This window comes from Paenibacillus sp. 453mf (genome assembly GCF_900116105.1).
GTDB classification, from domain to species: domain Bacteria; phylum Bacillota; class Bacilli; order Paenibacillales; family Paenibacillaceae; genus Paenibacillus; species Paenibacillus provencensis.
The window spans coordinates 118712-132139 of sequence record NZ_FPAC01000005.1 but is presented as its reverse complement, the minus strand read 5'-3'; the positions used below and the strand labels follow the sequence as shown (position 1 = coordinate 132139).

9 protein-coding genes are annotated in these 13428 nt (G+C 46.2%); all 9 read left to right on the top strand.

The features are described 5' to 3' along the window. Positions 1–35 precede the first annotated feature (35 nt). Positions 36–860 (top strand): flagellar hook-basal body protein, encoded by an 825-nt coding sequence (locus tag BM415_RS19230; protein WP_091160794.1) that lies wholly within the window; start codon positions 36–38, stop codon positions 858–860. A gap of 9 nt (positions 861–869) precedes the next feature. Further along, a complete protein-coding gene (locus tag BM415_RS19225) occupies positions 870–1073 on the top strand; it encodes a DNA-directed RNA polymerase subunit beta (RefSeq protein ID WP_091160942.1) in 204 nt (67 codons plus the stop codon). 260 nt (positions 1074–1333) lie between these two features. Continuing rightward, a complete protein-coding gene (gene fabZ / locus BM415_RS19220; protein ID WP_047912381.1) occupies positions 1334–1765 on the top strand; it encodes a 3-hydroxyacyl-ACP dehydratase FabZ in 432 nt (143 codons plus the stop codon). A gap of 97 nt (positions 1766–1862) precedes the next feature. Further along, complete coding sequence (locus BM415_RS19215; RefSeq protein WP_091160792.1) at positions 1863–3578, top strand: phospho-sugar mutase; 1716 nt, start codon at positions 1863–1865, stop codon at positions 3576–3578. A 371-nt stretch (positions 3579–3949) separates the two neighbouring features. Then, a complete protein-coding gene (locus BM415_RS19210) occupies positions 3950–5968 on the top strand; it encodes a DUF5693 family protein (RefSeq protein ID WP_091160790.1) in 2019 nt (672 codons plus the stop codon). Further along, complete coding sequence (gene csaB, locus BM415_RS19205; protein ID WP_091160789.1) at positions 5941–7113, top strand: polysaccharide pyruvyl transferase CsaB; 1173 nt, start codon at positions 5941–5943, stop codon at positions 7111–7113. Before BM415_RS19210 ends, csaB begins: the two co-directional genes overlap by 28 nt. A gap of 195 nt (positions 7114–7308) precedes the next feature. Beyond that, the gene (locus BM415_RS19200) at positions 7309–8010 is read left to right on the top strand and encodes a WecB/TagA/CpsF family glycosyltransferase (protein WP_244533606.1); all 702 of its coding nucleotides are present in this window, start codon (positions 7309–7311) and stop codon (positions 8008–8010) included. Positions 8011–8160: 150 nt separating this feature from the next. Beyond that, positions 8161–9285 (top strand): glycosyltransferase family 4 protein, encoded by a 1125-nt coding sequence (locus BM415_RS19195; RefSeq protein ID WP_091160786.1) that lies wholly within the window; start codon positions 8161–8163, stop codon positions 9283–9285. Between the two features lie 162 nt (positions 9286–9447). After that, positions 9448–13344, top strand: coding sequence for an S-layer homology domain-containing protein (locus BM415_RS19190; RefSeq protein WP_091160784.1), 3897 nt, complete (start codon positions 9448–9450; stop codon positions 13342–13344). The last annotated feature ends 84 nt before the right edge of the window (positions 13345–13428 follow it).

Below are 13428 nucleotides of genomic sequence, written 5' to 3'. Positions count from 1 at the left end.
GCAGTACATATCTCTTAAGTTTGGGGGGATAATTTATGAATAATTCGATGATTAGTGCACTCGTCTCTATGCAGAGCCTCCAGCAGCGCTTGAATGTGATTGCCGATAATGTTGCGAATGTGGATACGGTTGGATATAAGAGCAAGCAGGCTTCTTTTGAGGATGTGCTGACAACCTTTCAGCAGCAGGCTTCACCGCTGGGTCGGGATGGCCGTGCTACTCCGCTGGGATTCACGCAAGGCTACGGCATTCAGATGGTTTCACTTGCACAGGATATGACGCAGGGTGAGATGAATGCAACAGGCAATCCGACCGATCTGGCTATAGAAGGCAACGCACTGTTCGCTGTTGAAGTGAACGGAGAGAAGGCCTGGACCCGGGCAGGGAATTTTCAATTTGTTCCCGATCCGGCAGATAACGAGCGGATGAGACTTGTTACCTCAGAAGGTTACACTGTACTCGGCAGAAACGGAGAAGGAATTACCGCCCCGGTGAATTCATCTGCTGCTGTGGATGCAAGCGGGAATTTGCTGGTTCGTATAGGTAACTCGCCTAACGCAGCGATTGCAGGTCAGCTGCAGTTTGTAGAACCGATGAGACCGGAGGGTCTCTCTGCGAGTGTGGACAACCTCTATACACTCACACCAGGTGCAACGGAAGCAGAAGTCTTCGGAGAGAATGCAGCAGCACGTATTCCTGGCAGCAGCTCCATTCGTTCTGGGTACCTGGAGACTTCGAATGTCGATCTGACCGCGGAGATGACCAAGATGCTGGAGGTACAGCGCACATACCAGCTGGCTGCGCGTGCCCTCAGCTCCAGCGATACAATGTTGAATCTCGCGAATAATATGAGGGCATAGGTGAACGTAATGACTCAAGAAGATACAGCAGTGGTGAAGAAGAAGGGACCTGCGAAGAAGGTCCTGCGCTGGTTGCTCATCCCAATGCTGCTCATTCTGGCACTTGTCGGCGGTATGGTTGCGGGTTATGTAGTCGTTGGCGGGCAGGATATTGGCTCCGCTTTTGATTATCGAACCTGGAAGCATATTTTTGATTTGGTATTTGCACCATAGACGGTTAAACATTTAAAATACGAGAAGCTCCTGGATTAGCAGGAGTTTTCTTTTTGTTCCCGAAAAATGTATAATGATGGGGGACTTTGTGGGGGACTTTGTGCGTAAAAGCAAGTGCTCAATATGACAACAACAAAAAAGGGCTTCTCTTAGGAGAAACCCCTTATCTTAACCTTCACTACTGCAGATGATGAAGGATAAGAATAGTTTAGACGAAAAGCTGAGATGTTATGCATAGAATGGAAGGAGATTTACCAAGAATGCTGGATATTAATCAAATTCAAGAGATTATCCCACACCGTCCTCCGTTTTTGCTGGTGGACAAGATCGTGGAGATGGAAGAGGGCAAGCGTGCGGTCGGCATCAAGAATGTGACCATGAACGAACCGTTTTTTACAGGCCACTTTCCTGGTTATCCGGTGATGCCAGGTGTGCTGATTACGGAAGCACTGGCTCAGGTCGGAGCAGTTGCGATTCTAAATGTTGAAGCTAACAAAGGGAAGATCGGATTTCTGGCTGGACTGGATAACTTCCGGTTCCGCGGACAAGTTGTGCCCGGCGATACACTTGAGCTTGAGGTGGAGATTACACGTCTGAAGGGCTCCATTGGTAAAGGAAAAGCAACGGCTCGCGTTGAAGGCAAAGTGGTTGCCGAAGGCGAAATCATGTTTGCGTTATCAGATCCTAGGTAATTTGGTTAATGATTATATAGTAATAGCAGCTCTAATGGTTGTACTTACTGGATAAACACATAGAGAAAAATAATGATCATGGCCGGAGGGAGAAATGATGGTAATGTTAAGTGAAACAGCAGAACGCAGTTTGAATCAATGGCTTGCGGATCCTTCAATTGACGAGGAGACGAAGCAGGAGCTTAAAGCTCTATCGAATGACTATAAAGAATTAGAGGACCGCTTCTACCGAGAGCTGGAATTTGGTACAGGGGGTCTCCGTGGTGTAATTGGAGCAGGAAGCAACCGCATGAACCGTTATACGGTCGGTAAAGCGACGCAAGGATTTGCCAAATATATTCTTGAGCAGCATCAAGGTGAAGGAATGCCTTCTGTTGTCATCGCACATGATTCACGTCACTTTTCACCTGAATTTGCCCTGGAGGCTGCGTTGGTGCTCGCGGCGAATGGAGTTGTAGCTAAATTGTATCCATCACTGCGCTCTACGCCGCAGCTGTCTTTTAGTGTAAGACATCTTGCTGCAACTGGCGGTATTGTCATTACAGCGAGCCACAATCCACCGGAATATAACGGCTACAAAGTATACAATAACTCAGGTGGACAGCTGATACCGGATGAGGCGGAACGTGTCATTAGCTACATACAGGAGATTTCATCACTGACTGAAGTGAAGAAATTGACTCAGGCTGAAGCCGAAGCTGAAGGGTTGCTGGTATGGCTTGGCGAAGCGGAGGATGAAGCTTTTATTGAAACGGTTGCTTCCGTGAGCTTGAACCGAGAACATATCGCCTCTGAATACGCTAAGGATTTCAACATTGTATTCACACCGCTGCATGGGACAGGCCATCTTCCTGTTCGCCAAGTGCTTGAGCGGATCGGGTTTACGAACCTGCATGTTGTACCTGAGCAGGCTGAGCCGGATGCCGAGTTCTCTACAGTGAAATCTCCAAACCCGGAGGAGCGTGAAGCCTTCACCCTGGCAATCAAGCTTGGAGAACAAGTAGGAGCGGATATTCTGATCGGTACTGACCCCGATGCAGACCGGATGGGAGCGGTCGTAAAGGATAAGAACGGCAAATACTTTGTACTATCCGGTAATCAATCCGGCGCGATTATGACCCATTACCTGCTCAGTCAGATGAAGGAGCGGGGAGAGCTGCCTTCGAACGGTGCGGTTGTCAAGACGATTGTCACGAGTGAGATGGGGGCAGTGATTGCTGAGCATTACGGCGCAGAAGTGTTCAACACGCTGACCGGATTCAAATATATCGGTGAGAAGATGGATGTTTTTGAAGCGACGGGCAGCCACACGTATCTGTTCGGCTATGAAGAAAGCTACGGCTATCTTGCTGGCAATTATGCCAGAGACAAGGATGCAGTCCTTGCAGCGATGCTGATCTGTGAAGCGGCGGCTTATTATAAAGCACAAGGCAAGACGCTTTATGATGTGCTGCAGGAGCTGTATGAGCAGTTCGGCTACTTCCTTGAAGCACTGCAATCCAGAACCTTGAAAGGTAAAGACGGTGTAGCGCAAATTCAGTCCAAAATGACCGATTGGCGTACTTCCGCGCCTGATCAGGTTGCAGGCATCAGAGTGGCAGAGATGCAGGATTACTCCAAGGGCCTTAACGGTCTGCCAAAAGAAAATGTACTGAAATTCATCCTTGAGGATGGATCCTGGTTCTGTCTTCGTCCATCAGGGACGGAGCCGAAAATTAAGGTTTATTTTGCGGTACAGGGGACTTCTGGCGAAGATGCACAAGCACGGATTGATCGTTTGATGGAAGCCGTAATGGCACGTGTGGATGCATAAGGTCAAGGAGTTAACATAAGCTTCACTTTAATTGTAGAGAGCCTTTCCGCACCGTTACGGGTTGTTTGGCGGAAAGGCTCTTCCTATGTCAACAGGTTGTAAGTTTGGATGAGAAGGAGAATTTTTTGGTTCCTTAGGGTATGATATGGAATGTATAAAATGAAGAGGCTATTCTACACCTTATACACTTATTACCCCTTAATGAACGATATAGCCTGCGGACATAGAAATTTTTTATTTTTTATTTTCTCCATCGAATCAATTTTATCGTTTTGATGAGTTATGAATTTGATTTCATCTGAATCCATTCTTTAATTTCTTACCGTCTCAGTACATTATCTTTAATTTATTTTGTTTAGGAGGTACTTTTTGTGCGTCAAAAATGGCAGTATTGGAACACAGTATCCCGCAAATGGCTCTGGATCCTCGTTATCATCGGACTCATCGCCTCAATTCCCATCATTGCGGATCGTGTGAAGACAGAGTCGAGCTCGAAGAACGTGGAGCTTGCATTTGATTATCGGGATCTTGTTGAAGTAGCAGCTTATCAGGTACATCCACAGGATTTTATTGACCAGAAGCTGACTGAGCTGAAGGATGCTGGCGTCATCACGATGGCCGTGTACGAGAGCACACTGGAAGAATTCCGCAAGTCAGAGAGAATCACCATCCTTGACAGCGTACAAGCGGCCAACTTAACGGGCCAAATTCCACCGGTCAATGAGAACTATACGTATATTCTCTTCACATCGGATGATAGCCGGGAAGCATTGTCTCCGATTATCGAAGATACCTTCGAAAGACTCGAAATTCCAGTGAATCAATGGACCTATCTGAATGGGCGAGGTCTGGTTCTCCAGACACCGCCTGAAAATGCGAAGCTGAAACCGATGGCTCCAGACCCGATTGCGATGGCTGATCTCCATGAGCGCGGCTTTAACATCATGCCTCGTCTGGGAGATGCACTGCCGTATGACCAAGAAGCAGCTGCTGCCATGATGGAAACTTTCGAGCAATATGGTGTATCGCGGATTTTATTTGATGGCGATAAAGTAAAGGGTTATAACGATAACGAAGATATGAAGAGTCTGTCTGCCTTCGCAGAATTGATGAACGAGCATAGCATTGGGCTTGCTGCAATTGAGAATCTGAAGAAGCCCCAAAGCGGCTTCAGTACTCTTGCTTACCTGACGGATTATAATGTCACTCGTCTATATTCACTCAGTGAGTCAGATGCGAATCTGGATGTGAAGGTGATCTCAGATCGATTCGCACTCGCAACGAAGGATCGGAACATCCGAATGCTGTATCTGAATGCTGCTCCGGCAAGGAGTGTGCTTACCGCCCAAGTAACGGATCCTTTGGACAACCTTATTGATGCATTAGGAGCAGAAGGAAATGCGATTCAGCGAATGGAGGACAATGGATTTGTGATGGGCAAGGCAGAGCCATTTGATGTTGCAGAAACTGGGGGCGAGCGATACTTTAAGGCCGTCGTCGTTGTCGGCAGCGTGGCGATGATTGCGCTGATGATATCCTACTTTATTCCGTTCCTGACCCTGCCGGCATTTGTTCTCGGGCTGATTGGAAGTGCTGGATTATTCCTGCTGAGACCAACACTGCTTGAACAAGCCTTAGCTTTGCTCGCAGCCATTAGTGCACCAACCGTTGCGATGATATTGGCCGTTAGAAAGATCAATGCTGCACAGGCGAGAACGCCTGACTTGTCTGTGAAGAGCCGGATATCGAAGAGCATCCTGCTGTATGTATGGACATCCATTCTGTCCTTTGTTGGCGTTCCGTTTATGATTGCACTGCTTAACAACATTACGTATTCTTTGGTCATTGATCAATTTAGAGGCGTAAGCTTACTGTATTCCGGACCTGTTCTGCTCGTTGCAATCTATGTATTTTTCTACCTGAAGTCGATGTCAGTCGCTTCAATTCGCCAATTGCTGAACCGGCCGATCACGATTTTGATGATAGTGGCAGTGGGTATTGTCGGTGTGGTAGGCTATTATTATATGACTCGAACTGGGAACGCCGGAACGGTACTGCCGTTTGAAGCACAGCTGCGTACTTTCCTTGAGAATACGTTCGGGGTACGTCCGCGGAACAAGGAATTCCTGCTGGGCCATCCGATGTTCGTTGCAGGAGCATTTATTGCTCTTAAATATCGTCATGGGATTTACTTGCTAATCATTGCAGCCATTGCACAGCTATCTATGGTGGGCACGTTCGCTCACATTCATACACCAGTACATCTGTCGCTTATTCGTGGATTGATTGGCCTCGGACTGGGTCTGATTGTTGGACTGATTGCAATACTGGTGTGGCAAGTTCTGGAGGGATGTTGGAAAAAATGGTCACCAATACTACTAAGAAAATAGTTATCTCAGGTTATTACGGCTTTCGAAACAGTGGGGATGAAGCGGTACTTAAGTCGATTCTTACTGCGCTGGAAGAACAAAGCCAGCGCACGTCGATTGAGGTTGAGCCTATCGTCTTATCAAGCGATCCTGAATGGACTCAGCAGACGTATGGTGTTAGAGCTGTACATCGGATGAAGCTTGGAGAAGTTCGGCGCGCCATCAAGGAGAGCGACGGTCTGATCAGCGGAGGCGGCAGCTTGCTGCAGGATGCAACCGGCTGGAAGTCCATTCCTTATTACTTAGGCATTCTTAAGCTGGCACAGAATATGAAGAAGCCGACGTTTATTTATGCGCAGGGCGTAGGGCCTGTACACCGGAAGATTTTTCACCCGATGATCCGTGGTGTCTTCAGACACTGTGAATATATCTCTGTACGTGACGAGGATTCGGCCAAGCTTATTCAGAGCTGCGGAATTCAGTGGAATGATGTCAAAGTCGTGCCTGACCCTGTGATGGGTCTGCCACTGCCGGATGAATCCAAGATGAAGAAGGCGGCTGCATATGGCGGAGGAAGCGCAAGAAGAACGACACCGAGGCAGGAAGAGGAAGATCTTCCTGTGATCGGGGTATCGGTTCGTTTCTGGGACAAGGAGAGAAGAGAGCTTGATGCCATCGGCGAAGGACTCAAGAAGCTGGCGGAGCAGCGCAAGGTTCATATCCGGCTGCTTCCGTTCCATCTTCCTTCGGATGAGGAAGCCTCCGCTTATGTGAAGAATAAGATCGGACATTTGAATGGGACAGGCAGCAAGGTGAGTACCTGCTCTCAGCAGACTGATCCGCAGCTGATGCTGCTGGAGGTATCCCGCTGCAAGCTCGTCCTCGGGATGCGTCTGCACAGTCTGATCTATGCTGCATCTCAGCGAGTACCGCTCGTAGGTGTATCTTATGATCCCAAGATTGATGCATTTCTGCAGCGTCTGCACAGTGAGCCTGTTGGCAACACCGATTCGCTGGATGCAGACAAGCTGCTTGCTACACTTAATGACATGCTGGATTCCCATGCAGAATGGCTTGCTGACAAGGAAGAGGCAATTGCTGCCCTGAAAGAGCAAGCTCAAGAGCCTGCAGCTCACATTCTAAAATTTATTAGCGGCAAAGGATGATTGAACGTCATGACAGAGCGTAAGGAAGAGGTGCCGGTGGGCCCAACAGATAGTACACAGTCAAGCGGACGAACCGCGCCGACGGCATCAACAACACCAACAGCGCAAACAGCAAGTACTGTGCATACAGCAGTGACCGAGCCAAACGCACGCACCGTGCCAACGGTACCGATCTTTGGCATTCCGTTTTCGCGTATGAATATGAAGGACACCGTGGCTTATTTGACTGAAGCGATTGGGGCGGGCAAGCCGCATCAGATTATTACTGGAAATCCGATTATGGTCATGACTGCACTGAATGATCCGAAATATATGAAAATTATGAAATCCGCTGAACTGGTCGTACCAGATGGTACCGGCGTGGTTTGGGCAGCTGAATATTGCGGTGTTCCTGTAGCAGAGCGTGTTGCTGGATTTGATCTGTTACATGAACTCATGCATGTTGGTGAATCCTATCAGTGGAGAGTGTATTTGCTCGGTTCTACAGGAGAAGTGATTCAAGAGACAGCAAGCAGGTTACAAAAGCAATATCCTGGCATTGTGGTGTGCGGATATCGCGATGGCTTCTTCGGTGAGTCCGAAGATCCGGAAGTCATTGAGCAGATTCGCGCAGCCAATCCCCATCTGCTGTTTGTAGCAAGGGGTGCAGATACCCAGGAGCCATGGATCGGTAAATATAAGGAGCAGCTTGGCGTTCCACTGATGATGGGCGTGGGGGGCAGCTTCGATATTATCTCTGGCAGATCCAAGCGTGCCCCGGTCGTATTCCAGAAGCTGAGAGCGGAATGGCTGTACCGTCTGCTCAAGGAACCGAAGCGGGCGAAGCGAATGCTTGCCTTACCACAGTTCGTATTGAAAGTGAAAAGAGAGAAAGAAAACGTGACAAAAACAGTGTAAATACAGGAAGATCTGTTAAAAACAATGATTTTTGCTAGAAAAAAAGAATAGTAATTCAGAGGTCAAGAGAGTATAATGCTTTTCAGTTGGGTCATGAACAGATTCGTACAGGATTCTTTGTTTTTTAAAAATTGGGGGTTGAATGAACAAATGTACATGTTCTATATCTTGGGATTTATCGTGGCTCTCGGACTTGCGGTAGGATTGACGCCTCTAGTGAAGAAGTTTGCGGTAAATGTGGGAGCCGTGGACGTGCCTGATGCACGTAAGGTTCATACCAAGATTATGCCTAGACTTGGCGGTCTCGGTATTTTTCTTGCTTTCATGGTCACGATGCTGGCGTTACTTCCGTTTGTTTCGGAATACTTCACTGCAAGAGATTCCCGATTCATCCAAGCTTTTATGATTGGCGGTACGATGATTGCCCTAATCGGTGCGCTCGATGACCGATTTCAATTGTCAGCCAAGGTTAAATTTCTGGCTCAGATTATTACGGCGTGTGTCGTTGTGTTCGGATTTCAGATCCGTATAGATTTTGTAAATATTCCTTTTGTTGATGCTTACTCATCACTTGAACTATGGATTTCGATTCCACTGACGATCTTTTGGATTGTTGGTGTGACGAATGCGATTAACCTGATTGACGGACTCGACGGCCTTGCCGCGGGTGTGTCTGCCATTGCGATTGGAACGATTGCGGTGATGTCCTTTATTATGGGGAATATTACGACTGCACTTATCTGTCTTGTGCTGCTCGGCAGCATTATCGGATTCTTGTTCTTTAACTTCCATCCGGCCAAGATCTTCATGGGAGATACAGGCTCCTTGTTCCTGGGCTTCAGTCTTGCCATGCTCTCGCTTCTTGGTTTTAAACAGATTGCTGTCGTATCCTTGATTACACCGCTGATCATTATCGCTGTACCATTGTCCGATACGCTCTTTGCGATTCTTCGCCGCTTCCTGAACAAGAAGCCGATCTTCGCACCGGATAAAGGCCACTTGCATCACCGTCTGCGTGAGCTTGGATTCAGCCACCGTCAAACGGTGCTAATTATCTACGGTATTGCCGCATTCTTCGGCGTGCTTGCTGTTATCCAGTCTTCTGCAACGATGCATGAGGCGAACTGGGTTACGTTTGTCGTGATCTGTGTCATGATGTTCTTCCTGCAGATCGGTGCAGAGGTCATCGGCTTGATTGACAAAACGAAGCGTCCGCTGATCAACTTCTTCATGAAGCTGAGAGTGAAGGCATCTGAGTCTCGCACAAAATCTTAAGTGAAGCTTACAGCTATTATATAATCTATAATTTAAACCTTTGAATTATTATTAACCAGCCTTGTTCCTATTTAGGGAATAAGGCTTTTTTTGTGGAAACTTCTTCATATTTAACGCAGGCCTTCCGATATAAGAGGTAACTATATTTAAAGGAGAGATTATATGCAGCGCATCAAACGGCCGATGGTATGGCTGCTGTTAGTAACACTTATTGTTTCACTGTTCCCCCCTGGTTTGGTTAATAAGGCAGAGGCAGCAGATAATGTATCTACGAGTTATTTTGCTCCGGATATTGAGACTCTAAAGAATACGGTACAGTTGAAGCTCGAAGGAACGGATAAATTACTGAGTAGAGACAATGCATATAAAGTAACAGAGAAAATGCTGACCGTAACGGGTACCTATACCAAAGTTACAGGCTCTACACTCAGTGCCAGCATTCAGCAATTGACATGGGATCCACTCACTTCAAAGTGGACTCGTGATACTTCCAAAGTAACTCCAGGTACCATCCAGCTTGATTTGGATAGTCCGGATAACCGTTTCACATCTACACTTACGCTGTATCCAGGCATGAATGAAATTACTTTCTCTGGGACACAAGGCAATATGACTCGGTCAGAGAGCTTCTATGTATTGTTTGACCAGGTTCCATATGTAGAGAGTCTTAGCGTTCTAGGATTGTCTCAACCAGTAACCTTGAATGAGGGAACTCAGGTGGTCATCCCGAGAAAGGATATTACCCTTCAAGGTAAAATTCAAAATGCGACGAGAGCAACGATAGCACTGAATGGCGGATCAGCACTAGCAACGACATTATTGTCAGATGGAACGTTCTACTCTCCGCAACTATCGCTAAATCCTGGACTTAACAATATCGTGCTCGTTATTGAGAATGGTTCAGATCGGATTACGGTGAATCACTCGTTGTATTATTTTGATACTAGCAATCCGATTGTTTCTATGTACTTGGCAGACTCAAGTCTTAATGCAAATAATCTATTAACAGGAACACCGACATGGACAGGAGCGGAAGATACAGCGACTTTGTATGTACAAGCTCTAGTTCCCGATGAAGGCGATGCTGTGAGTAAGTCAATTAAGCTTAATGGTATTGATGTAACTCCGGTGTATTTCTCTTCCCTGTCACTAGACAGCTCAGGCAAGCTGGTCACTGCAGGCAATAGCGATGTTGTCATTCAAGGTGTCGAGGGAGCAACCTCCGCGTACCGACTGATTACTTTTGCAGTTCCGAATTTTCCTTTTCTTGACGATGCAAGTGGAACGACAGCAAAAAGCCAAAGGCACTCGTTAAATATCACCTACGGTTCGACGATGGTGAACAAGGCTGCTAATTTCAATTTTGCTCAAGGTGAAGTCGTAATTAGTCAGCTGTATCATTTGAAAGGATATACAGTGGGTACAGATGGTAAAGCAACATATTCCAAAGAGAATCTCAACGGAGCAAATGTAGATTCCAGTGATTTCTATATTTCCGTGAAGACGAATTCTCCTGTCACAGACCCTAATGCCTTAACAGCAAAATACTTACCTGTAGGCAGCAACATGTCAATCAGTTATGTGGGGCCGGTGGAAGGATCAACAACAGAGTATATCTACAGAATTTCTGGCTTTCAGAACGGGAATCAAACCGTTCGTTTCCAATATTCCGGCTCCACTCAGTATAAGGACGCTGTCATTTCATTTGTCTCCAAGACCTATATTTACGTCTCCAACCTGACCGACGGACAGACGGTGACGATTGATTCGAATCAGACAACGAACCTGCAGGTTTCAGGGGAGTACATCGGGTTTGATCTGAACAGCACGGCTTTCAAAGGAGAAGTGTTTGTAAACGGAACAACTCCAGCTGGTCTTGGAACTTCATGGCTGACGAATGGAAAGTTTAATTTGAATCTTCAAGTCAATGCAGACTCAGGGCCTTTATATTATGGTGAGAACAGAATTGTATTTACCGGGACGGTAGCAGATGATAACAACCAGTACCGGGTTGTAAGAAAAGAAATCCGAGTCTATATTCTGGATGAGAATGTTTCCAATATTGATAAATTCCAGCCGGCTGTAGGCAACAACAGAGTTACTTTCCCGCTGGAATATACAGATAATGAACAATGGGCCAAGATTTTTAACCTGACTCCTGATTTCATTTACAATGGTGGTACCTATACAACGAGTCTCCAAGAGCATGATATCGTTATTCGTGGTAATGGAGCATCCAAGGTGAACTTGAATCTCGGATCACAAAATTTGTTCTCATTGGATGTTACAGACACAGTAATTAAACAGACTAGTGAGTTTACTTACAATAATAAGACTTATGCATATGAATACTTCGGCAGTTCTGCTGAATTTGTCATTCGTGTACAAAATTTGCCTGCTGAAACGCCTGGAACCTATGTTTATAACCTCGAATTGATTAATAGTACAGGTGCGAAGACAAGTCAGCAGCTCCAGTTGGTCCGTGAGGTTAAGCCTTATCGATTGTTAGCACCACAGCCAACAGTTGATGGAGCCTATGTTGTAAATAAGAACTTTGTTCGTTTTGATATTGAGGCCGAAGGTGCAACTGAAGTATTGATTGATGGCGAACCTGCTGTAAAGAGAACGGATCTGGGTGATGACCGTTTCTTGTATGATTATGTAGGGCTCAAGCAAGACAAAGCGAATGATATTGATATTGAGATCGTACGTGGAAGTACAACTCTTGAAGACACCATATCCGTGTATTATACAGGTGCCGTTGCCGTTGATTCCCAATACATGGCTCCTAAAGTAGCTAATAAATACAGTGTATTTAACAAGAGCCTAGAGCTTGAGTTTCCTAAGGGAACCATCATGCAATCTACAGATACAAGAGGAATTAACAAATACTATCCTACCACACAGCTGTTATTCGGTCTCGCTGATCCAAAAGACGGCGTAGTTGAACGTAGAAATGATTATGGCAACATTATTGGTTTCCCTAATAACGGTCTTTCTAATGACGAAACAGGATTACCAGTATGGGATATCCCGGATGAGTACTTCTTGCGTTTCGGAGCTTCTTCTGGAGATAAACAGAACTTTACGACGATTTCTAATGTTTACTGGATCAGTGGAGGTCTAGGGGAACGTGGAACACTAGGTTCTGCTGATTACTTGCCGCCTACGAATGGACTTGCGCCATATTCAATTGAAGGCTTGTATGGTGATCCGACAATTGCAGCTGAACGTGAGGTTACTCCATCACAGCGAGGGGAACTGACACTCACTTATAACAGCAGTGTAGTTGACGAAGTGGGATCCACAATCACGGTATTTAAATATACTTCTGATCGCGAATGGGTAAATGTTGGTGGTATTGTCGATGCGAAGAACCATACCATTACTGTTCCTTTTGATGAGTTCGGATATTATGTGGTTATGAAGCTGAGCCGAAGTTATACAGATATTACGAATCATAACTGGGCTCGTAACGTCCTGAACGCAATGTATTCGAAAGGCTTGATGGAGAATATCCGATTTGATCAGTTTGGTACTGACGATCGCACATCACGCGGTGAATTCGCAACATTGCTCGTTAAGGGTATGAATCTGCCTCTGAACTACGACAATAATCAAACATTCGTGGATCTGGTGCCTGGGGCACGAAGCGAAACATGGGATTATGAGCATATTGAAACAGCAGCAAGAGCAGGAATTGTAACAGGATTAACAGAAGGGGTGTTTGCACCGAGCCAACCTCTGACTCGTGAGCAAGCGGCTGTTATGATCGCCCGTGCAATGAAACTCAAACTAGCTGCTAATGACAGCAAGCTTACGGACAATCTGGCGAAGCTGTATGTGGATTCCGGCAGTATTAACTATTATGCGAAGCCTGCGGTCCTTGCAGTAAACAAAGCAAAGATTATGACAGGGAATGCAATTACCGTTGCTGGACAGAGCAAGCCGCAGTACAGCTTTAATCCGCAGGGCTTCCTGACACGTGCAGAAGCAGCTAAAATCGCTGTGGAGCTATTCAAAAAGAGCAACAAACTTTTTCCAAATAATTTAAGTTAAAATCTTCTAACAGAGAAAGAACTGCTCCTCTGAGGCGCAGTTCTTTTCTGTCTATAGGAAGAATCATTCACTAGATTTTGTAAT

Coding starts and splice junctions, on each gene's coding strand:
- BM415_RS19230 (WP_091160794.1), top strand. CDS start 36: ATGAATAATTCGATGATTAGTGCACTCGTCTCTATGCAGAGCCTCCAG.
- BM415_RS19190 (WP_091160784.1), top strand. CDS start 9,448: ATGCAGCGCATCAAACGGCCGATGGTATGGCTGCTGTTAGTAACACTT.
- fabZ (WP_047912381.1), top strand. CDS start 1,334: ATGCTGGATATTAATCAAATTCAAGAGATTATCCCACACCGTCCTCCG.
- BM415_RS19225 (WP_091160942.1), top strand. CDS start 870: ATGACTCAAGAAGATACAGCAGTGGTGAAGAAGAAGGGACCTGCGAAG.
- BM415_RS19200 (WP_244533606.1), top strand. CDS start 7,309: ATGAATATGAAGGACACCGTGGCTTATTTGACTGAAGCGATTGGGGCG.
- csaB (WP_091160789.1), top strand. CDS start 5,941: ATGGTCACCAATACTACTAAGAAAATAGTTATCTCAGGTTATTACGGC.
- BM415_RS19215 (WP_091160792.1), top strand. CDS start 1,863: ATGGTAATGTTAAGTGAAACAGCAGAACGCAGTTTGAATCAATGGCTT.
- BM415_RS19195 (WP_091160786.1), top strand. CDS start 8,161: ATGTACATGTTCTATATCTTGGGATTTATCGTGGCTCTCGGACTTGCG.